The organism is Mycolicibacterium sp. XJ870 (assembly GCF_053483975.1).
On the sequence record NZ_JBEFTI010000001.1, the window covers coordinates 1,963,698 to 1,984,827 of the forward strand.

Sequence of the window (21,130 nt, forward strand, 5' to 3'; positions counted from 1 at the left end):
CCCGTTTTTGGCAAACGAGCTGCTCGCTAAGAGGGGCGAATTTGCCGCTTGCGTAAATTGTGGCCCGGGCCACTCGATCCGTTGCGTTGTGGGCTGCATCCCTGGAGGCGGTCGATTGGCAAGGTGGTTTCACTGAGGCGGGGCACCGCGGATAGCGTGCCGTACATGTGGTCGCGCATCTACTGAGGTCATACAACTATTGCATGCCGTAATGAGTTAGCTAGAAGGGTTTGCGTTGACCGTTCGCAAAAGTAATGAAATGGCCGAGTAATTAAAGTTGACAGTAGTTCTTCCACTGGTCGCGTTGTTTGCGTCCCGCTGGTCAGCTAACTATCAATGCAACGCCGCCGGAGCGGCTGTATGCCACATGAGAATCGGCATTCGGCATGCGAAGGTAATCACAATTTGACAGTGGCTATTGTCAGATCGGCAAGGGAGCACGAGGCCGCCAGGTATGTTGTGGAGGCCTGGACGGATGTCGTGTCAGTATCTATTGTGCTGTGCTGCAACCGTTGTCGCGTTGAGTAGGCAGGTGCAATCCGCGCCTCGCGTGGCCACGGCGCCGAAATGGCACACCCAACTGTGGCCATGAGATGAACGTGTAGTAAGAGCTTGGCCACAATTGTGCGATCAGATGTTTCCAACATCGGTGCTGGGGGAGCGCTACGCTACGCACGCGAGTTGGCAACAACTCTGACCGGATACGGGGATCCGGTAGCGTACTTCGACGTCGACGTGGCGCACATTAATTTCCGCGTTTTGTTTGTTCATCGATGCTTTGCCCATCGATCACATCGAAAGAGGTGAGCCGACTTGGCCGATACTTCTGCCACCCCGATTGCTGTGATCGGTATGGCCTGCCGGCTGCCGGGCGGGATTGAATCCCCTGACCAGCTGTGGGAGGCACTGCTGCGCGGTGCGGACCTGGTAACCGAGGTGCCGGCTGACCGGTGGGACGTCGAGGAGTACTACGACCCCGAACCGGGAGTCGCAGGCCGCTCGGTGTCCAAGTGCGGCGCTTTCCTCGACGACGTCGGCGGATTCGACGCGGACTTCTTCGGTATCAGTGAACGCGAAGCCATCGCCATCGACCCTCAGCACCGCGTGCTGTTGGAGACCGCGTGGGAGGCTGTTGAGCGGGCCGGGCTCGACCCTGCATCGCTTGCCGGTTCCAAGACCGGCGTGTTCGCCGGCGTGACGCACAACGACTACGCCTACCTCGCGGCCGATACCGGATCGCTCGAGGGGCCCTACGGCTTCACGGGGACGAGCTTCTCCCTGGCGTCGGGGCGGATCGCCTACGCGCTCGGCGCCCACGGACCCGCGGTGAGCGTCGACACCGCATGTTCGTCGGGGCTGACGGCGGTGCACCTGGCGTGCCACAGCCTTCTCGACGGGGAGAGCGACATGGCCCTCGCCGGTGGAGTGTCGGTCCTGCTTGAGCCCCGCAAAGCCGCGTCTGGTTCAGCGGCAGGCATGCTGTCCCCCAGCGGGCGCTGCCGCGCGTTCGACGTCGACGCTGACGGTTTCGTCTCCGCCGAGGGCTCCATCGTCGTGGTGCTCAAGCGGTTGTCCGACGCACAGCGAGACGGCGATCGGGTTCTTGCCGTTATCCGCGGTGTGGCGAGCAACCAGGACGGCCACACGGTCAACATCGCGACCCCGTCGCGAGACGCACAGGAGTCGGTCTACCGGGCCGCCCTCGACGTTGCCGGAGTCGATGCGGCGACCGTCGGAATGGTGGAGGCTCACGGCACCGGAACACCGGTCGGTGACCCACTGGAGTACGCCAGCGTCGCGGCGGTTTACGGGACCGCCGGGCCATGTGCACTGACTTCGATCAAGACGAACTTCGGACACCTGCAGTCCGCCGCAGGCACCTTGGGTCTGATGAAGGCGGTGCTGGCCGTCCAGCACGGCATCGTGCCGCAGAACCTCCATTTCACCGCGCTGCCCGACGAGATGGCTGCGCTGGAGACGAAACTGTTCGTGCCCCAGACAGCGACAAAATGGCCGACGAACGGTGGTGCGCCGCGCCGCGCCGCGGTGTCGTCCTACGGCCTGTCCGGGACGAATGTGCACGCCATCGTCGAGCAAGCTCCGGAGGAATCCACGGCAGACCCGGTGCAGGCGGCGCCCACGACCGCAGAACCGATGGTCTTTCCGATTTCGGCGAGTTCGGCGGAGGAACTGAAGCGAACCGCTCGGCAACTGGCCGACTGGGTGACGGACAAACGCGTCGGAACCGCCGACGGCCCCGCGCTGGCCGACCTGGGCTACACCTTGACCCGCAGGCGGGGCCATCGCACGGTGCGGGCCATGCTGACTGCCACCGATGCGAACGGGCTGGTGGCGGCGCTGAATCAGGTCGCAGAAGGCGACACCGTGAGCGAGCCGGCGGTCGGACAGGGCGACCGCGGACCGGTATGGGTGTTCTCGGGCCAGGGTTCGCAGTGGGCCGGCATGGGCAGCGAACTGCTCGCCAAAGAACCCGTGTTCGCCGCCACTGTCGCACAACTGGAACCGCTGATCGAGGCGGAATCAGGGTTCTCCGTCACCGAAGCGATGTCGGCAAGCGAGACGGTCACCGGAATCGATCGCATCCAGCCGACCATCTTCGCCGTGCAGGTGGCCCTCGCGACGACCATGAAGTCGTACGGTGTCGTGCCGGGAGCCGTCATCGGCCACTCCATGGGCGAGGTGGCGGCCGCCGTCGTTTCGGGCGCTCTATCTCTCGAAGACGGCGTGCGGGTCATCTGCCGGCGGTCCAAGCTGATGCTTCGACTGGCCGGCGGCGGCGCCATGGCCTCCGTCGAACTGCCTGCCGCACAGGTACTTTCCGAGCTCGCCGCACGTGGTATCGCCGATGTGAATCTCGCGGTCGTCGCGTCACCGCAGTCGACGGTCCTGGGTGGGAACGCAGAATCGATCCGCAACTTGGTCGCCGCGTGGGAGGAACGCGGCGTGATGGCGCGCGAGATTGCGGTCGACGTGGCATCGCACTCCGCCCAAGTCGATCCCATCCTCGACGAGTTGGGGGAACAGCTCGAGGAGCTCACCCCGACCGCACCGAAAGTGCCCTACTACTCGGCCACGTCCTACGATCCCCGCGACGTCATCGAGCTCGACAGCTGGTACTGGGCCGACAACCTGCGCCACACAGTGCGGTTCGCGGCCGCCGTCCAGGCCGCGCTTGAAGACGGCCACCGCGTCTTCGCCGAGCTGTCACCGCATCCGCTTCTCAACCACGCGGTCGACCAAACCGCCCGCAGCCTGGACATTCCGCTCACGGTGTTGGCCGCGATGCGGCGTGAACAGGAACTACCGTTCGGGATGCGTGGATTGCTGGCAGACCTGCACAGTGCCGGCGCCGCAGTCGATTTCTCGATGCTGTACCCGGCCGGGCGTGTGACGGATGCGCCGCTGCCGACTTGGACCCATCGCACGCTGTTGCTCGATCGGGACGGCCATGAGTCCGGTCGCGGAGCCGCCAGCGTTGTGGTGCATCCCTTGCTCGGCTCGCATGTCGTGTTGCCCGAAGAGCCGGAACGCCATGTGTGGCAGGGCGAGGTCGGTACGGAGGCCCAGCCATGGCTTGCCGATCACCAGGTCCACAATGTCGCCGTGCTGCCCGGCGCAGCGTATTGCGAAATGGCATTGGCGGCCGCCCACAGCGTGCTCGGCGACTCCGGTGAGGTCCACGACATCACCTTCGAAGAGATGCTGCTGCTCGACGAGGAGACGCCTTTGTCCGCGGCAGCAACCGTGGTCTCCGAAGGCGTCGTCGAGTTCGCCGTACAGACCTACCTCGCCGGCCAACTGAGCCAGCGGGCCACCGCGACCCTGCGCGCCGGCGCATCCGACGAAGACGCGCCGGTCCGCGACATCCAGCGGCTCCGGGACGCCCACCCGGCGCGGGTCGAGGGTGAGGACCTGAGGTCAGCGTTCCGAGCTGTCGGCGTTCATCACGGTGCAGCGTTCGCCGGACTCGCGGCCGCTCACACCGGAGACGGTGGGACCGTCCTGGCCGAGGTCGCCCTGCCTGGCCCACTGCGTTCTCAGCAGGGTGGCTACGGTGCGCACCCCGCGGTGCTGGATGCCTGCTTCCAGGCTGTAGTGGCCGATGCCGGCGTGCAGGCGGTTGCCAACGGCAGCCTCTTGCTGCCGCTCGGCGTGCGACGGCTTCGGCTGTACAACACGACCCGGCACGCGGCGTTCTGTCTGGTTCGCGTGACCGGCACCGACACCTCTGGGGTGGAGGCCGATCTCGAGGTGCTCGACGAGAACGGCACCGTCCTGATCGAGGCGCAGGGCCTGCGGCTCGGTACCGGAATGTCGGAGGGTGGCCGCGCTGATCAGGTGCTCAACGAACGGTTGCTGACGGTCGACTGGCTGCAGCGAGATCTGAAGGAACCCGAGCATGACCAGCCTGGCGCCTGGTTGCTGATCGACCGCGCCGGTGATCGAGATCCATTGACCGCCAATCTTGTTGCTGCATTGAAGGCAAACGGTGCCGATTGCACTGTGGTGCCGTGGACGGAGGCGGACAAGCAGGCGACCGCACACCAGATCACCGCGCTGCTGGGTGAGCATCTCACCGGTGTGGTCATCGTGGCGGGTCCGGCCTCGACAGAGGTCGACTGGCAGGCCTGCCGTCGCGGCGAGCAATCCGTCCACGATCTTGTGCACATCGCACAGGCCCTGGTCGGCGTGCACGATGAACTGCCGCGGATGGTCGTACTGACACGCAACGCGCAGCACGTGACGGATGGCGACGTCGTCAACATGGAGCAGGCGGCGTTGCGCGGCATGATGCGAGTCATGGCGATGGAGTATCCGCACAGCCGCCTCACCCAGGTCGATGTCGACGCCGACACCGACGTGGATCTGGTGGCCAAGCAGGTGCTGAGTGACTCCGCGGAGGACGAAACCGCCTGGCGCCAAGGGAAGTCGTATGTAGCCCGGCTGTGCCCAGCGCCGCTGCAGGCCGACGAGCGTCGGGACAAGGTGATCGAGAACGACCGCGCGGGCATGCGCCTGCACGTTCGGAATCCGGGCGACCTCGAGTCCCTGGAACTGGTGTCATTCGATCGGGAAGAACCGGGTCCCGGCCAGATTGAGGTGGCGGTCAGCACCTCCAGCATCAACTTCGCCGACGTCCTCGTCGCCTTTGGGCAGTGCCCGAGCTTCGAAGGCCGCCTGCCCGAGCTGGGGACAGATTTCGCGGGCGTGGTGACCGCAGTGGGGCCGGGCGTGACGCGACACAAGGTCGGCGACCGCGTCGGCGGCGTCTCCGGAAACGGTTGCTGGGGAACCTTTGTCACCTGCGATGCCGATTTGGCCGTCACGCTCCCCGAAGGATTGACCGAGGCGCAGGCAGCGGCAGTGGCCACAGCAGCAGCCACAGCGTGGTACAGCCTGCACGACCTGGCCCGGATCGCTGAGGGCGACAAGGTGTTGATCCATTCGGGCACAGGAGGCGTCGGACAGGCGGCGATCGCGATCGCCAAGGCCGCCGGTGCGCAGATCTACGCCACGGCTGGCAGCGAAAAGCGTCGACAGTTGTTGCGCGACTGGGGAGTCGAGCATGTTTACGACTCACGCTCGGTCTCGTTCGCCGAGGAGATCCGCCGCGATACCGACGGATACGGTGTGGACATCGTGCTCAACTCGGTGGTGGGTCAGCTACAGCGCGCGGGTATCGAACTGCTTGCATTCAACGGGCGATTCGTCGAGATCGGCAAGCGCGACATCTACGGCGACACCCGGGTCGGGTTGTTCCCATTCCGGCGCAACCTGACCTTCTACGCGGTCGATCTGGCGTTGATGTCGGTGACACACCCCGCCGTCATGCGAGCACTGCTGGAAAAGGTCTTCCAACTGACTGCGGACGGTTACCTGCCGATGCCGCGCAACACGCACTACCCGCTTACCGACGCGGCTACCGCAATCCGCGCGATGGGCGGTGCCCAACACACCGGGAAACTTCTGCTCGACGTTCCCCGGACCGGGCAGAGCACGGTCGTCGTTGCACCCCAGGATGTTCCGGTCTTTCGGGAGGACGGCGCCTACATCCTCACGGGCGGTCTCGGCGGCCTGGGTCTGTTCCTGGCCGAGAAGATGGCTGCGGCCGGGTGCGGCCGAATCGTGCTGAGCTCGCGCAGTCGGCCGACCGACCACGCACTCGGGATCATCGAGTTGATCCGCGCTGCGGGTGGCGACATCGTGGTCGAGTGCGGTGACATCGCCGAGGACGGGACGGCGGAGCGTCTGGTCGAAGCCGCGACAGCCACGGGGCTGCCGCTGCGTGGAGTGGTGCACGCGGCCGCAGTGGTCGAGGACGCCACGCTGACGAACATCACCGACGACATCATCGAACGGGACTGGGCGCCCAAGGTTTACGGTGTGTGGAACCTGCACGAGGCCACCGCAAAGCTACCGCTCGACTGGTTCTGCGTGTTCTCGTCCGCGGCGCCCTTGGTCGGTTCGCCCGGGCAGGGTGCCTATGCGGCGGCCAACAGCTGGGTCGATGCATTCACCTTCTGGCGGCGGTCGCAGGGTCTGCCCGCCACGACGATCGCCTGGGGTGCCTGGGCCGAGATCGGCCGCGGTGTGGCGATGGCGGCAGGGGACAACTCGATAGCACCCGACGAAGGCGCCTACGCGTTCGAGTCTCTGCTGCGCTATGAGCGCCCCTACACCGGATACGCGCCGATCATGGGTGCCCCGTGGCTGGTGGCATTCGCCGAAAGGACGCCATTCGCCGAGATGTTCAAGCCGGCGGCGCAAAGTGGTTCCCAGGGATCCAAACTGCGGGCCGAACTGAACACCTTGCCGACCGACGAGTGGCCGACCCACCTTCGGCGGGTGATCTCCGAACAGGTCAGCCTGCTGCTTCGCCGGGCGGTCGACCCTGACCGTCCCCTGCCGGAGTACGGGTTGGATTCCTTGGGCAACCTCGAACTGCGTACCCGCATCGAGGCCGAGACCGGCGTGCGGATCAACTCGATGGACATCACCACGATCCGGGGTTTGGCCGATCACTTGTGTGAGAAGCTCGCCGGCCAGGAACCCGCGGTGGCTGTCTCGTGATCGCCGTGGGCTGTGAGGCGTTGATGACCATTCGGCGGGGGCCGGACCTCGGGAGTCGCGAATGCTGTTAGGCCCAGTAGAGATCGCATCTATCGAAGAATGGTCACCTGAGCCGGGTTCGCTGATTTCCTGGCAGCCGACTGAGGCCGCTGTGGCCAAAGCGCTTCAGGCGCCGGAGAGCCCGGTGCCCGCGAGCTACATACAGACGCGGCACTTGCGCAGTTTCGTCGATCAGGGCAGCCGGGGAGTTGATCACTCGCGCCTGTTCATCGCTGCCTGCGATATGCCGGGCCGCTGCGACATCCGGGCGATGACGTACGTGATCAACGCACACCTGCGGCGCCACAGCACCTATCGAAGCTGGTTCGACTACCGCCGAGCCGACGACGGGGACACCGTTGTCCGGCATACCCTCACCGATCCCGCCGACATCGAATTCGTGCCCATGCGTCACGGTTCGTCCGACGCCGAGAAACTGCGCAGTCACGTGGTGGCTACGCCGGATTCGTTGCAGTGGGACAGCTTTCGGTTCGGGGTGATCCAACGTGAGGACATGTTCACGTTCTGGTCCAGCATCGACCACCTCCATGTCGACGGCCAGTTCGTCGGCGTCGGGCTGCTGGAATTCCAGGCGATGTACTCCGCCCTGATCTCCGGTGCGCCGCCGCTGCAGCTTCCCGATGCGGGCAGCTACGACGAGTACTGCCTGCGGCAGCGTGAGGTCACGTCCTCACTCACGCTCGATACACCAGAAGTGCAGACCTGGATGTCGTTCGCAGAGAAGAACAATGGGACATTTCCGGTGTTCCCGCTGCCGCTCGATGACGGATCTGCTTCTACTGGTGGCGATCTCGTGGCGGTGAAGCTGATGGATCGGCAGCAGACCGAGCGATTCGAAGACCTTTGTGTGGCGGCTGGTTCCCGCTTCATCGGCGGGCTGTTCGCACTGGTGGCTCATGCCCTCCACGAACTGACCGGGCTCGAGACCTACTACGGGCTGACGCCGATCGATACGCGTACGCCGGAGGAGTTGACGACACAGGGTTGGTTCACCGGTCTGATACCCGTCGTCGTACCCGTCGCCGGTACCTCGTTCACCGACAGCATCCGCGCCGCCCAACATGACTTCGATACCGGCAGATCCGCGGCGATGGTGCCGTTCGAGCGGGTTGTCGAGCTGGCGCCGCACCTGGTGCCGCCGCGGCCGCTGTTCCCGATGTTGAACTTCTTCGACGCCAGTTCCGGTCCGATGGCACCGCTGCTCACCAATCTGCAGGACGGCGTCAGGATCGCCACGCTGAGCGATGGCCGGGTCACCTATCCGCTGAGCACCCTTGTCGGTCGGTTCAACGAGACCTTCGCAACCGTCGTTTTCCCCAAGAATCCGGTGGCCCGAGACTCTGTCGACCGATACGTGGCTGCACTTCGACAGGTCTGCGACCGTGTCACCGGAGGCCGTGAGTCGATGGTGCCTGCTAGTCGAAACGGGGCTGCGCGCCACCCCGTGCACTGACCAGTGCAACTGGATGCAAGAGCACGTCGGCGTACTATTTTGAGGGTCAGCAGAGTTATCAGGCGGTTTCGAGTGGCGCGGCGAAGGGATCCGGCCGACGCAGGCATCGGTGTCTTCGCCCGTCTCGGCGACGTCATCGTGCGGTTCCCCTGGCTCGTGATCGCGCTGTGGCTCGCCCTTGCGGTATGCCTGCCTGCCGTGTCCCCGACGTTGAAGGAAATGGCCGAAAGACGGCCGGTCGCAATCCTTCCTGACGACGCTCCGGCGATGGTCGCCAGCAAGCAGATGCTGACGGCCTTCCAACAATCCGGGACGGACAGTTTCGTCGTGGTCGTCTTGACCAACGACGACGTTCTGAGCCAGTCCGACGAGGCGGTGTACCGAAAACTCGTCGACGCGTTGCAACGCGACACCGGCGACGTGACAAAGCTGCAGGACTTTTTGAGCGCACCGCCGCTGCGCGAGGTGATGACGAGCAAGGACAACAAGGCGTGGCTGTTGCCGATCACCTTGCCCGGCACCCTCGGCACACCACAGTCGAAAGAGGCCTACGCACGGGTCGCCGAGGTGGTCGAGCGCGAAGTCACCGGAACCACCCTGACCCCGCACATGACGGGTCCCGCGGCCACCGTGGCCGATCTGAACGTCGTGGGGGAGCGGGACCTCAAGGTGATCGAACTCGCGATCACCATCCTGGTGCTGTTCATTCTGCTGATCATCTATCGCAACCCGGTGACCATGGTGGTGCCGCTGGCGTCGATCGGCGTCGCCGTGGTGGTGGCGCAGGCCGTGGTGGCCTGTGCGGCGTTGTTGGGTCTGGGCATCGCCAACCAGACGATCGTGTTCATGAGCGGCATGATGGTGGGCGCAGGCATCGACTATGCCGTGTTCCTGATCAGTCGATATCACGATTACCTGCGCCTGGGTGAGAACTCCGACAACGCGGTCCGAAACGCGCTGACATCCATCGGCAAAGTGATCGCGGCGTCCGCGGCCACCGTCGCTGTGACATTCCTCGGCATGTCGTTCACCAAACTCGCGCTTTTCTCCTCTGTGGGACCGGCTCTCGCCATAGCAATCACAGTGGCGTTCTTGGGAGCGGTGACACTGCTGCCCGCGGTCTTGACGATCGTGGGACGTCGGGGTTGGATCGCGCCGCGACGCGATCTCACGACCCAATTCTGGCGACGCTCCGGTGTCCGGATCGTGCGTAGGCCGGTGGCTCATCTGATGGCGAGCCTGATCATCTTGGCCATCTTGTCCGGCTTCGTCCTGGTGACGTCGTACAACTACGACGATCGCAAGGCACTGCCCGCCAACGCGACCAGTTCGTTGGGATACGCCGCGCTGGAACAGCACTTCCCGCTGAACTCAATCATTCCCCAGTACCTGGTCATCAACTCCACGAAAGACCTCCGCGAACCGCAGGCCCTTGCCGACCTCGAACAGATGGCCCAGCGGGTCAACCAGCTGCCGGGAATGGGACCGGTCCGGGGCATCACCCGTCCCACAGGCGAGCCGCTGGAGCAGGCGAAGGTCTCATATCAGGCTGGCGAGGTGGGCAAGCAGCTCGGCGCGGGATCCGAGCAGATCGTCGAGCGGACACAAGATCTCACCCGGCTCAACTCCGGGGCCGATGAGCTCGCCGACAGCCTCAGCACGGTTAGAGGACAGGTGAACCAGGCGATCACCCGAGCCCGGGGCATGCTCGACACGCTCTCCGCAGTCCAGAACACCCTGGGTGGCAGCAAGACGCTCCGTGATCTCGACAACGCGACCAAGTTCGTCGCCAACATGCGGTCGCTGGGCGAGTCCATCGGGGTGAACGTGACCAACCTGTCGCAGAGCTTCGAATGGATCGCGCCGGTGCTCAATGCGTTGAACGCGAGCCCTGTGTGCGATGCCGACCCCGGTTGTGTCACCGCCCGAGATCAGTTGGTGCGGCTGTCTGTGGCGCGCACCGACGGGACATTCGACCGACTCGCTGAGCTGGGCCGGCAGTTGCAATCCACGCAGGCCGCACAGTCGTTGGAGAGCACGACGGCGGGATTGCGGCGTGCTATCGACACGGCGTCGACTGCGATGCGTTCGTTGGGATTGAACAATCCGAGTGGTGTCGACTCGCGGTTGTCCAGCGTGGCGGACGGGGCCGACAAGCTGGCAGACGCCAGCCGGCAGGTGGCTGACGGCGTGCAGCAGCTGGTGGGCGAGACCCTGAAGATGAGCGGCAGCCTCGCGGAGGCGTCGGCGTTCCTGATGACTCTCAAACAGGATGCCGACACTCCGGCGATGGCCGGATTCTATGTTCCGCCAACAAGTTTCGGTGTCGAGGATTTCAAAAAGGCAGCGCAGCTCTTCATCTCACCCGACGGGCACTCGGTCAGATACCTGCTTCAGACGGATCTGAACCCGTTCAGCGTCGAGGCGATGGACCAGGTGAACGCCATCATGGACACCGCCCGTGGGGCACAACCGAATACCGAACTGGCGGATGCCTCTGTGTCAGTGGTGGGGTTCCCCGTGGTACTTCGAGACACCCGCGACTTCTACAACCACGACATTCGGTTCATCGTGGTGGTGACCATCCTGGTGGTGTTGCTGATCCTGGTCTTGCTTCTGCGGGCGGTCGTGGCGCCGATCTACTTGATCCTGTCGGTGGTGATCTCATACCTGGCGGCCCTGGGAGTTGGCACTCTATTCTTCCAGTTCCTATTGGGGCAGGAATTGCATTGGAGCGTACCGGGATTGACGTTCATCATCCTGGTGGCGGTCGGAGCCGACTACAACATGCTGTTGATATCGCGGATCCGCGAGGAGTCCGGACCTGGTCTGCGACTCGGTGTCATCCGTACGGTCGGGGCGACGGGCGGCGTGATCACCGCGGCCGGGCTGATCTTCGCCGCCACGATGTTCGGCCTGGTGTTCAGCAGCATCAGCACCATGGTGCAGTCGGGATTCGTGGTCGGTGTGGGACTGCTGATCGACACGTTCCTGGTGCGGACCATCACAGTGCCCGCCGCAGCGACATTGGTCGGGAAGGCCAACTGGTGGCCGTCACGCGCAGACGCAGTGGGTCCGGGGCACGGCCACTGACCGAGGCGCGGTGGCCGTCAGCGCTTCTTCTTGCCCTTCGGCAGTAGCGGAATTCCGTTCTTCGGCAGCGGAATACCCTTCTTCGGCAACTGAATGCCGTTCTTGGGAAGCAGTTTGCGCGCCTGGTTTGCGATGTTGACCGCGTTGACGGCGTTGGAGGCAACATTGGTGGCGGTCGAAACGGCGTTGATCGGAACCGAGATCGGGGTGGCGATGTTGCCGGGGTTGATACCGCGAAGGTCTGCCAGTTGCACTCCCGGTTGCGCCGGGGGCGGTGGCGGGCCGTAGGCGCGATTGACCATCGGCGTCAGGACTCGGTTGAGCTCGGCAGCCGCTCCCGGTGAGATGCTTCCGTTCTGACTCAAGTATTCGATCAGCGGAAGTTGCTCTGCCGGAAAGAAATAGGTTGTGGTGGTGGCACCTCGGCTGTTGGTGGTCACTGTCACGTTCTGCGGCGGGGCGCCTGCGGGATTCGAGAATGCGGTCGCGGTGTGGTCGGTGCCGCCGGCTACCACTGCGTTGGCAAGCGCCAAGAGGTTTCCGGGTCGATCCAGCGGATCGCTGAAGATGTCGTACTGGGCAACGACTTCCACGGTGTCGTACTGGCTCTCCACCGGGGTCGGGACGGTGTAATCGAGAACCGGGACAGTGGTGCCGGGTCGGAACCACTTGGTGAACAGGCGATCGGGGTTGCCGGTTTTGACGAAGGTCAGCTCGTCGGCGGCCGGAGCGGTGGGGTCGTTGGCGAGGCGCGCCTGCTCGGCGTTGAGCGCCAGTACACCCTGCGACAGTCCGGTCACGGTGACACTGCCGTCCGTGTTGCGAATTCGTGTGTCCAGATTGTTGGTGCCCTCATTGACGGACTGCCCGAGCGTCAGCGAGTTCTCACCCGTGATCGGCCACAGGCTCCCCGGGTACGGAACGACTTCACGCGTCGCGCCGGCGCTGTCGTAGTAGTTTGCGCCGATTGCCGTTCGGGTCTCCGGATCGAAGTGATACAACGCGCGCAGAGCGGGATACGGTGACGGCGCTGTGCCCGGAACGATGAACGCTGTCTCCGCCGACGCCACAGCGGTGCCGAAGGTGGTCAGCGAACCGACCATTCCCGCGGCGACGGCCGCCACGAACAGTCTGTTCATACATCCTCCTGCCAGCGGGCAACGGCAATCGCCCGGCACATCCGCGTCTTGGTGATCGTAACCTGTACGAGCAGCAGGATCGAGTCCTCGTCGTCAACGGACGGGCCGTCGTGGTCGAGGTGCCCGGAGGTGAGATGCGCCGAATCGGGCGGGATTTCGACATCGACAGTTTCAGCAAACTTCGTCGGCACAGCGGGGTACAGCGGTCAGGGCCGGAACGTCGCCGTTACAGGTGTACAAGCCCCATTGCCAGCATCAGACATCCCCCAGCGGCGACCACGACGGCCATGTCGCGCCGTGGTCGCTTCTGCAGCCATTCGTGCAGCGACGACAGCAGTGTCTGAGTTCTCTTGGGTGCGGCGATGTATGCGATCAGCGGAATCTCGACCAGGGTGAAGGCAACGATATTGAACAGCAGCAGTGCCTGGGCCTGGGCGACCGGAGTCTCACCGGAGGCCAGGATCACCGCCATTGCGCCCATGAAATTCGCTGACGGCAATGCGGTTCCAAGGCCGCTCACCCACGCGACCCACAGTGAATCACCCGCCAGTAACCGGCGCAGTCGGGTCGACATGTGATCGCGGCGCCTTGTCGGATCCGCCTCGGGTGAAATCACTGCCGGTCCGGCGGCGACCGCCGGGCGCCGGCGAAGCCTGCTCATCGAGATGTTCGAGGCCAGCGCCGCAGCAACCAGCAGAGCGATGACACCGACGGTGATCTGCACCGACGGGAGCGTGAAGCGTCCTGCCGCCAGGGGCGTGGAACGCAGGAGGAACAGGACGATGAGGCCGACACCCATTCCCATGGTGAAACCGCCGCACAGGAACGCCAGCAGTTGCAGCAGAGGGCGCGGCCGATTGAGCATCAGGACAGCGAGTCCGATGCGAATCGGTTCGAAGATCACCGCGAAGGCCATGACCAACACGGTTGCCCACATGAGCAAGCACCGTACCCTCCGGCTCGGCGACGTGCCTTATGTTGCCAAACGGTACGAATGAACCTTCGGACCGCAACACAGTTGCGGGATTCGCACGCCTGTGACGCTGTGAGAGCGCATTCGGTGCGCCTTCACATGGTTTGTCCAGCGTACGAGCCCAATGGCCACCTGCAGCGGAAGCCGTTCGTGCAACGTCGAATTCGTTGCGCTCACCGTGCGGTGCCGACAAAGACGGCGGAAAGTTCGATCGAGGGTTGGGCGAGATTCTGGTTGCTGCCCTAGGGTGGTTTGCGGTCCGGTCGCGCTCTCGGGGAGTTGCGCATGTGCCAATGCGGATGAAGGAGACGAGTGTTCGGCGAAGACCTGCGCATATCGTGCGTTGATGGTGGCAAGAGCAATCACGATGCCGTCAAAACGTGATGCCACACCAAAGTAGAAGCATGGGCGTCGCACGCTCGGTTGCGGCGGTTCGTTGTGTCGGATAATCCGTCCTCATATCTGGTCCTGGCCTCCCAGCGCAGCGGCAGCACCCTGCTGGTCGAGTCGCTGCGCTCAACCGGACTTGCCGGAGATCCCGAGGAGTACTTCCAGTATCAACCGTGGACGAGTCGGGCTCCGCAGCCGCGAGAATGGTTCGCCGGCGTCGAGGACGACTCGATATTGCGCCTGCTCGATCCGTTCGATCCTGGAACACCAGACCTTGCCCCGGCCCAGATCTGGCGGGACTACGTCCGCACGGTGGGCAGAACTCCCAACGGAGTTTGGGGCGGCAAGTTGATGTGGAATCAGACCTCGTTGCTGCTCAACCGCGCCAAGGATCTTCCTGACCGGTCGGGGGACGGGCTGCGGGCTGCGATCCGCGATGTGCTCGGCGAGGAACCGATATTCGTGCATGTTCATCGCCCTGACGTGGTGTCGCAGGCGGTGTCGTTCTGGCGTGCTGTGCAGACCAAGGTCTGGCGGGGAAAACCGGAGCCCATCCGCGACGCGCACGCCCAGTATCACGCCGGCGCGATCGCCCACCTGGTGCGCATGCTGCGCGCGCAGGAGGAAGGTTGGCGCGGCTGGTTCGCCGAGGAGGACATCACTCCCATCGACGTCGCATATCCCGTACTGTGCAGCGATTTCACGGGTGTGGCCGGTTCCGTGATGTCTGCGCTCGGGCTTGATCCACGGTTGGCGCCGGATCCGGTGTTGGAACGGCAAGCTGATCGCCGCTCGGACGAGTGGGCGAATCTGTACCGGGCCGATGCCGAAAAGCAAGGCCTGCCGACCTGATCCTGCTGCGAACTGGCAGCGGAAGCCACTTGCCGGATCCGGCACATCTTTGCCGAATTGCTCTGTGGCCGTTGCGCGAACGTCGATGTACAGCGCGCCGGACGTGGCCGACAGCGGGAAACGATATTTGACGTTGGCGTCACGCGACTGGCTGTGCGGTGCGCATTCTCTGCGCAATTCTGTGCTCCCATTCTCGGTTCATGCCGGCGCCGTCGGCCCGCGGTCCCGACGTCTTCGGCTCCCTTGCTTCGGGAACGCATATTCGAGTTGTCCTCGAAATGCCTTCATTGGAGGCCGATGAACGACACTCGGGCATGTCCGGACGAACTCCGCCAGGGTGCGAATCAACGTGATTCTCGCTGTTGCGGCGGCGAGGATTCGATGGCGATCAGACATGGCACCCGCAATCGCGGCCGTGTCAGGTCTGGCACAGGACCGACGAGTATTCGCGCCCAGCGGTGCTGTGGCTAGCCCGTGGAGGAGGCCCAGTAGCAAAGTGGTGTGGGGTGTGTCCGCGACAGGGATGTTTTGTCAGGCCACGCGGCACGGTACGTATTCGTACTTCACTCCGCCGGCCGAATTCTATTTCCGCCCGAAGGTGCGCACTATGTGTCCTTGCGCCGCGGCGTACACACTCAATTGCTTCCACTCGTATTGCCCACCGTGGAATTGGCTGTGCCAATGATCGAGAATTTCTCCTGCCGCTTATTCGTGAACGAGTCGAAATGGCGTAGGGGATTCTCAATCCTGCTCTCCTGCTATATGCATGTCAGTCGACGACTGAATTGGTCGACAGTTCCGGGAAAAGGGCTTGGTGGCGCAGTACGCGCGGGGGTGCGGTCGATCGCCGGTGCTCAGAGCCCTGCTTTGCCCGGATCGGACCGGCGTCGTCGGCGGGCGGCCACAATTTCTGGTGCCAGATGTAATGGGCCGAAGTTGAGAACCGGAGTTGTCATTTATGCGGGGCAAACACGATTCGGTCCGAACGCCCGCTCGCTATGCCGTCGCGAACCCTACGTAACATCGACGCAAGCAACAGCCTGTAGGCTCCCAAATTCTATAGTCCTCTGGTTAGGTGTGACACAGTGAGAACTTCGCGCCACAACGAAGTGCGTGGATCCACGGAACAGCAGGAGAGGCAGAGGCTGGCACGTGCCGGATCAGATGGCTAGATCGGTGTCCCTGCTGACATCTGCTGAGCGAAGAGTCGTCGTGGGCCTGCAGCGGCATGGTGCGGCCCCCGGCCTGTCGGGCATGTGCGCCGGTCGTTTGGATGCCTGTTCGAAGGAGGCTGTGTGTTTGGGATAGCGACGATTGACGAGTGGGAACCGAGCACGGGTTCTGTCGTGTGTTGGCATGCGTCGCCCGCGTCCTGCGCCAAGGCGAAGAAGGCACCGGTCAACGCTGTCCCGCCGAGCTATCAACAGACACAGCACTTACGCCGCTTCGCCGACCACGCCGCGCGTGGGCTCGATATGTCCCGGCTGATGATCTTCACGTGGGATATGCCCGGCAAGTGTGACGTTCGAGCGATGACATACGTTCTCAACACCCACCTTCGCCGCCATGACACCTATCGCAGTTGGTTCGAGTTCGACGACCCTGAGCGCATCGTTCGCCACACCATCGGCGATCCTGCGGATATCGCGGTGGCGCCGCAGCGGCACGGCGATCTGAGCGCTGCCGAATTGCGCGAACACATCCTGACAACACCGGATCCGCGGCACTGGGATGGCTTCCGCTTCGGGGTGATCCAGCGTCGGGATCACTTCACGTTCTATGCCAGCATCGCTCACCTCTACATCGATCCGATGATCATGGGGGTTCTGTTCGGCGAGATCTACATGATGTACGGCGCGTTGGTACAAGGCGCTGCGCCAGTACAACTTCCGCAGGCGGGCAGCTACGAGGAGTACTGCCTGCGGCAACGCGACTACACAGCAGCACTCACCGCGGAATCCCCGGAGATTCGCGCGTGGCTCGACTTCGCGGCGAACAATGACGGAACCCTGCCGGCATTCCCGTTGCCTCTCGGCGATCTGTCTGTGCCGTGTGATGGTGACACGATGACCGTCACGGTGCTCGACTCGAGCCAGACCGAGCGGTTCGAAACTGCTTGTGTTGCAGGCGGAGCTCGATTCAGCGGTGGTGTGTTCGCGTGTGCGGCGCTGGCCAAGCGGGAACTCACCGGCGCGGACTCCTTCTATGTGATCACCCCCACCGACACTCGCACGACCCCGACGGAACTGGTCACCACAGGTTGGTTCACCGGCCTCGTCCCGGTGAGCGTCCCGGTCCCGTCGATGTCTTTCCCGGATGCCGCACGAGCGGCCCAGGATTCGTTCGACTCGGACACCCAGCTCGCCAAGGTGCCCTTCGACAGGGTCATGCAGCTGGCCCCACCGAATCGGGGAGTCAAGAGTCCTCGGCCCGGCAACTTCGTGATGTCGTTCCTGGACGCCAGCATCGCACCCCTGTCCACCGTCGCGAGCTCTGATCTGAACTTCCAGATTTACAACGAAGGCCGTGCGTCACACCAAGTTTCGATGTGGGTGACGCGGCTGAAGAACGAGACGGTGGTGACCGCGTTGTTCCCGGGAAACTCGACTGCCCGCAAGTCGGTCAGCCAGTTCATCGAGACCATGCGATCGGTATACGTACGCGTCGCTGACGGCCGGCCGAGCACCGCCTACGCCCAGAACGTCGCCGTATAAAGGTTTTCGCAGGCGCCGGGGCAGGTCAGGACCCGCCCCGGCGTCGTCTCAAGCGTCCAGTCGTGCGAACTCATCCTGGCGGTACTGCTCGACGCAGGATGCTCTGCGCACCTTACCGCTGGTTGTGATCGGGATGGATCCCGGCGGAACCATCACCAGGTCGGTGATTTTGAGCCCGTGTGATTTCGAAATCGCCGACGTGACTTCCCGTTTGACGGAATCCAGCCTTTCCAGGGCTTCCACTTCGGAGTCGCCGCGCTTCTTGTGTTCGATGATCACCACAAGATGTTCCGTTCGGTCATCCGGCACGGATATGGCAGCCACCCGGCCGCGGCTGATCTCCTGAACGGTCGCCTCGATGTCGTCAGGGGAGTGATTGCGGCCGTACACGATCAGCAGATCCTTGATGCGGCCCAAGATGTAGAGTTCCCCGTCTGCCACGAAGCCCAAATCGCCGGTGCGCAGCCACGGGCCCTCGGGTGTTCCTTCGGAAGGGTTGTCCATCGTTGCCCGGAACACCCGTTCACTGTCCTCGGGTTTCTGCCAATAGCCCAGTGCGACATTGTTGCCGTGCACCCAGATTTCGCCCGTGGCACCGTCCGGTCGCTCGGTTCGGGTATCCGGGTCGACGATTCGCACAATGGGCGACGTCGGTAGGCCGTATGCGACAAGCGGGCTGCCACTTGAGGTTTCGGTCGAAACGGCGTGGCCTTCCGACAACTTGTCCGGATCGAAATTGACGATGAGCGGTGGCTCGCTCGGCTTACGTGTCGCCACGTACACCACGGCCTCCGCGAGACCGTATGACGGTTGAATGGCCGCGGCGGGGAAGTTCAGGGACGCAAAGCGGTCGGTGAAGCGCCGCACAGTCGCTGCATGGACCCGTTCTGCGCCGCTCATCAAATACATCACGTTGCCGAGATCCAGACCGGCCATGTCTTCGTCCGACGTGCGTGCAAGCGCCAGTTCGAATGCGAAATTGGGCCCGGCGGACAGAGTTCTGGGATGAGCGGCCAGCAGTTGCATCCATCGGGCCGGGCGCTGCAGAAAGGCGACAGGGCTGGTCAAGACCGTTCGAATGCCACCGAGAATCGGCACACAGATGCCAAGCATCAGGCCCATGTCGTGATAGAAGGGCAACCACGACACGAATGTGGTGTCCGGCGGCGCCACGTTTCCATGATCGCCGAAGAATGCGGCCATCATCTGCTCGAAGTTGGTGGACAGGTTTCCATGTGAGATCTCGACACCGGCGGGACGGCGTGTTGAACCCGACGTGTACTGCAGGTAGGCGATCTCGGGGCGTCGCACCCGAGCGGGGCGTGCGCCCTTCTGATCGAGGTCGAGCTTGTCCACTTCGATCACGACGGACTGATGGCCGTTCGCATTGGCATACTCGCTGACCGTTGCCGACATCGCGGATGTGGTCAGGATGATCGCGGGTGCAGTGTCGTCGATCACCGATGTGGTGCGCTCGTCGTGGGCTCCGCCGTGTGGCGCCGAGAGCGGCACCGCAATGACGCCCGCCTCCAGCGCAGCGACGAACGCGATGAGGTAGTCGAGGCTCTGGGGCGCCAGGATCACTGCGCGGTCGCCGACGGCGGCGTTGGCGCCGATTACCTGGGCGAGGTTCAGAGTCCTGCGATATAGCTGAGCCCAGGTGAGCGTTTGCTCGACGCCGTTCCAATCCTGCTCGTAGTCGACAAATGTGAACGCGACATCGTTGGGTTGAAGACTTGCCCGCTCACGCAACACGGCCGGGATGGATGACTGACTCATTCGCGCCCTCTCGAAAACTCCTGCTCGGAAACGAATAGCCGAGCGTAGGCGCATCGGAGCTTACCGGTTACCCACTACACATGGGCACGCTGCCGGGTTGCCGGCCCTAGAGGCGACTGGCGACGAAGTCGGCCGCCTCTGTCGTTGCGCCCACTTGGACATACGCCCCGTGTACCGGGAGATTGACTCCATTCGAGCAGATGGGATCGCCGATCGCGCACAAGTCGATGCTCTTCGATCCATAGAGGGAGTTCGTCTGCGCGAACGGACCTCTGCCGGATTTCCGGGACGGATTGCCGAACAGTGCGACGGCGGCGACGTGATCGGCGACTGTGACGGGCAACGGCGCGAAGTAGCCCCAGGCGGCACTCTCGGTGCCGGTGACGAGTTCGATGACGTTCGCTCCCTGCGAGAAGCCGCCCAGAACCAACTCGGTTCCGGGGCACTCGGCCACCATGGTTTGTAGATGTGCGCCGGCGTCATTCGCGCCAAGGGTCGAGGAGTTGTTGAACGCGATGCCCGCGGGATAGTCGACTGCGTAAACCCCGATCGTCTTCGTCGGCACCTGCTTCCTCAGTGAATCGACGAACGCCTGCCCGACGACGCCGATACCGGGCGCAGCGCCAGTTCCCCGAGCAAACACGACCTCGACATCGGGGCAGGAATCGGCATGGGCCAACGGCTGATTTGCTGTGAGCCCGACGGACAGAAGGAGCGAAACGGCGCCGGTGAGCAGCAACCCGGTTGCCGTGATCTTCCTGCGGTTCCTGGACACCCGATGATCGTCACACACGCGAACATCCGATGGCGGGTCGGCAGCGGGTCAGTTCCGGCTGGGTGTCAGCCACTTCGTCTTGATGCGCCAGGAATGCGCCGCCGCCAGCGCGAACACGGCGCCACAGATGCACGCGAAAATCCATACCAGCCGGCCGTTCTCGATCGTCTGGAGCTGTGGCACAAAGGCCGTCACGACTCGAACGACGCAGGCCAGAATCCCGCTGACCGAGGCGAACAGGTAGATATTGGCGATCTTGCGTGACCGTGGATCCTTGCGGAGCACCAACATCGCCCGCACGCCGTAACAGAGGAGATAGATCAGGATGCCGCAGAGCAGCAGCCAGTAGACGTTCAGCCAGAAATCGGTGGGCACCTGGAAGAAGTCAGGTCGGTAGATCGCCGCGCCGTTGCCGAGCGAGAACGCGGCCAGCAGCAGCGGGATGCAGACCGTGGCCGGGCGCTCGACGTACTGCTTGAACGTCTGTTGCATCGCGTGGTCGTCCTGCAACCGGCCCAGCGCGTTGTAGACGACCGCAGACGCCGCGACGATGTAGCAGTCGTGGCCGATGTAGTCCTCGAGGTTCCATTTTCCGGTCAGCTGATACAGCAGCTGACCGATGGTTTCGGACGCAATGGGTGACATCAGCAACACTGCCAGGCCCTGAAGTGCGATGTTGAGGGTGGCGGCGACCTCCCACCGGCACGTCCAGGTGACACGCCGGATCCACAAGCTCCACGCAATGCAGAGCAACGTGATGGCGATGAGTATGGCTACGGACATCAGATTTCGCTTCGGGCGGGTTTGCGT

At 63.7% G+C, this 21,130-nt stretch carries 11 protein-coding genes; 5 read left to right on the plus strand and 6 right to left on the minus strand.

The features are described from left to right. Window positions 1–813: 813 nt before the first annotated feature. From pks2 to ABQF30_RS09805, 3 genes are all read left to right on the plus strand, one after another. The gene (gene pks2 / locus ABQF30_RS09795) at window positions 814–7,092 is read left to right on the plus strand and encodes a sulfolipid-1 biosynthesis phthioceranic/hydroxyphthioceranic acid synthase (protein WP_448462761.1); all 6,279 of its coding nucleotides are present in this window, start codon (window positions 814–816) and stop codon (window positions 7,090–7,092) included. Window positions 7,093–7,153: 61 nt separating this feature from the next. Further along, window positions 7,154–8,605, plus strand: coding sequence for a condensation domain-containing protein (locus ABQF30_RS09800; protein WP_448462763.1), 1,452 nt, complete (start codon window positions 7,154–7,156; stop codon window positions 8,603–8,605). A 72-nt stretch (window positions 8,606–8,677) separates the two neighbouring features. After that, a complete protein-coding gene (locus tag ABQF30_RS09805) occupies window positions 8,678–11,698 on the plus strand; it encodes an MMPL/RND family transporter (RefSeq protein ID WP_448462765.1) in 3,021 nt (1,006 codons plus the stop codon). 17 nt (window positions 11,699–11,715) lie between these two features. Here ABQF30_RS09805 and ABQF30_RS09810 read toward each other — a convergent pair whose 3' ends face one another. Genes ABQF30_RS09810 through ABQF30_RS09820 form a run of 3 tightly spaced genes read right to left on the minus strand, consistent with a single transcriptional unit; the run spans window position 11,716 to window position 13,774 of the window. Next, on the minus strand, window positions 11,716–12,837 hold the full coding sequence (locus ABQF30_RS09810; protein WP_448462767.1) for a PE-PPE domain-containing protein: 1,122 nt from the start codon (window positions 12,835–12,837) through the stop codon (window positions 11,716–11,718). Further along, window positions 12,834–13,028 carry a hypothetical protein gene (locus ABQF30_RS09815; RefSeq protein ID WP_448462769.1) on the minus strand — a complete coding sequence of 65 codons (195 nt, stop codon included), beginning with the start codon at window positions 13,026–13,028 and terminating at the stop codon, window positions 12,834–12,836. Before ABQF30_RS09815 ends, ABQF30_RS09810 begins: the two co-directional genes overlap by 4 nt. Before the next feature lie 35 nt (window positions 13,029–13,063). Further along, entirely contained in the window at window positions 13,064–13,774 is a 711-nt protein-coding gene (locus ABQF30_RS09820) for a GAP family protein (protein WP_448462771.1), read from the minus strand. 474 nt (window positions 13,775–14,248) lie between these two features. On the opposite strand from ABQF30_RS09820, the gene stf0 reads away from it, so the two are divergent. Together stf0 and ABQF30_RS09830 are read left to right on the plus strand one after the other, a co-directional pair. Continuing rightward, window positions 14,249–15,052 carry a trehalose 2-sulfotransferase gene (gene stf0 / locus ABQF30_RS09825; RefSeq protein ID WP_448462773.1) on the plus strand — a complete coding sequence of 268 codons (804 nt, stop codon included), beginning with the start codon at window positions 14,249–14,251 and terminating at the stop codon, window positions 15,050–15,052. 1,295 nt (window positions 15,053–16,347) lie between these two features. Further along, window positions 16,348–17,766: a condensation domain-containing protein gene (locus tag ABQF30_RS09830; RefSeq protein ID WP_448462775.1), complete on the plus strand. Its 1,419-nt coding sequence runs from the start codon at window positions 16,348–16,350 to the stop codon at window positions 17,764–17,766. Window positions 17,767–17,814: 48 nt separating this feature from the next. Here the strand turns inward: ABQF30_RS09830 and ABQF30_RS09835 are convergent, their stop codons facing one another. From ABQF30_RS09835 to ABQF30_RS09845, 3 genes are all read right to left on the minus strand, one after another. Then, on the minus strand, window positions 17,815–19,545 hold the full coding sequence (locus ABQF30_RS09835; RefSeq protein ID WP_448462777.1) for an AMP-binding protein: 1,731 nt from the start codon (window positions 19,543–19,545) through the stop codon (window positions 17,815–17,817). Window positions 19,546–19,651: 106 nt separating this feature from the next. Then, a complete protein-coding gene (locus ABQF30_RS09840; protein WP_448462779.1) occupies window positions 19,652–20,320 on the minus strand; it encodes a cutinase family protein in 669 nt (222 codons plus the stop codon). Window positions 20,321–20,368: 48 nt separating this feature from the next. After that, window positions 20,369–21,103 carry a hypothetical protein gene (locus ABQF30_RS09845; RefSeq protein ID WP_448462781.1) on the minus strand — a complete coding sequence of 245 codons (735 nt, stop codon included), beginning with the start codon at window positions 21,101–21,103 and terminating at the stop codon, window positions 20,369–20,371. Window positions 21,104–21,130: the final 27 nt, after the last annotated feature.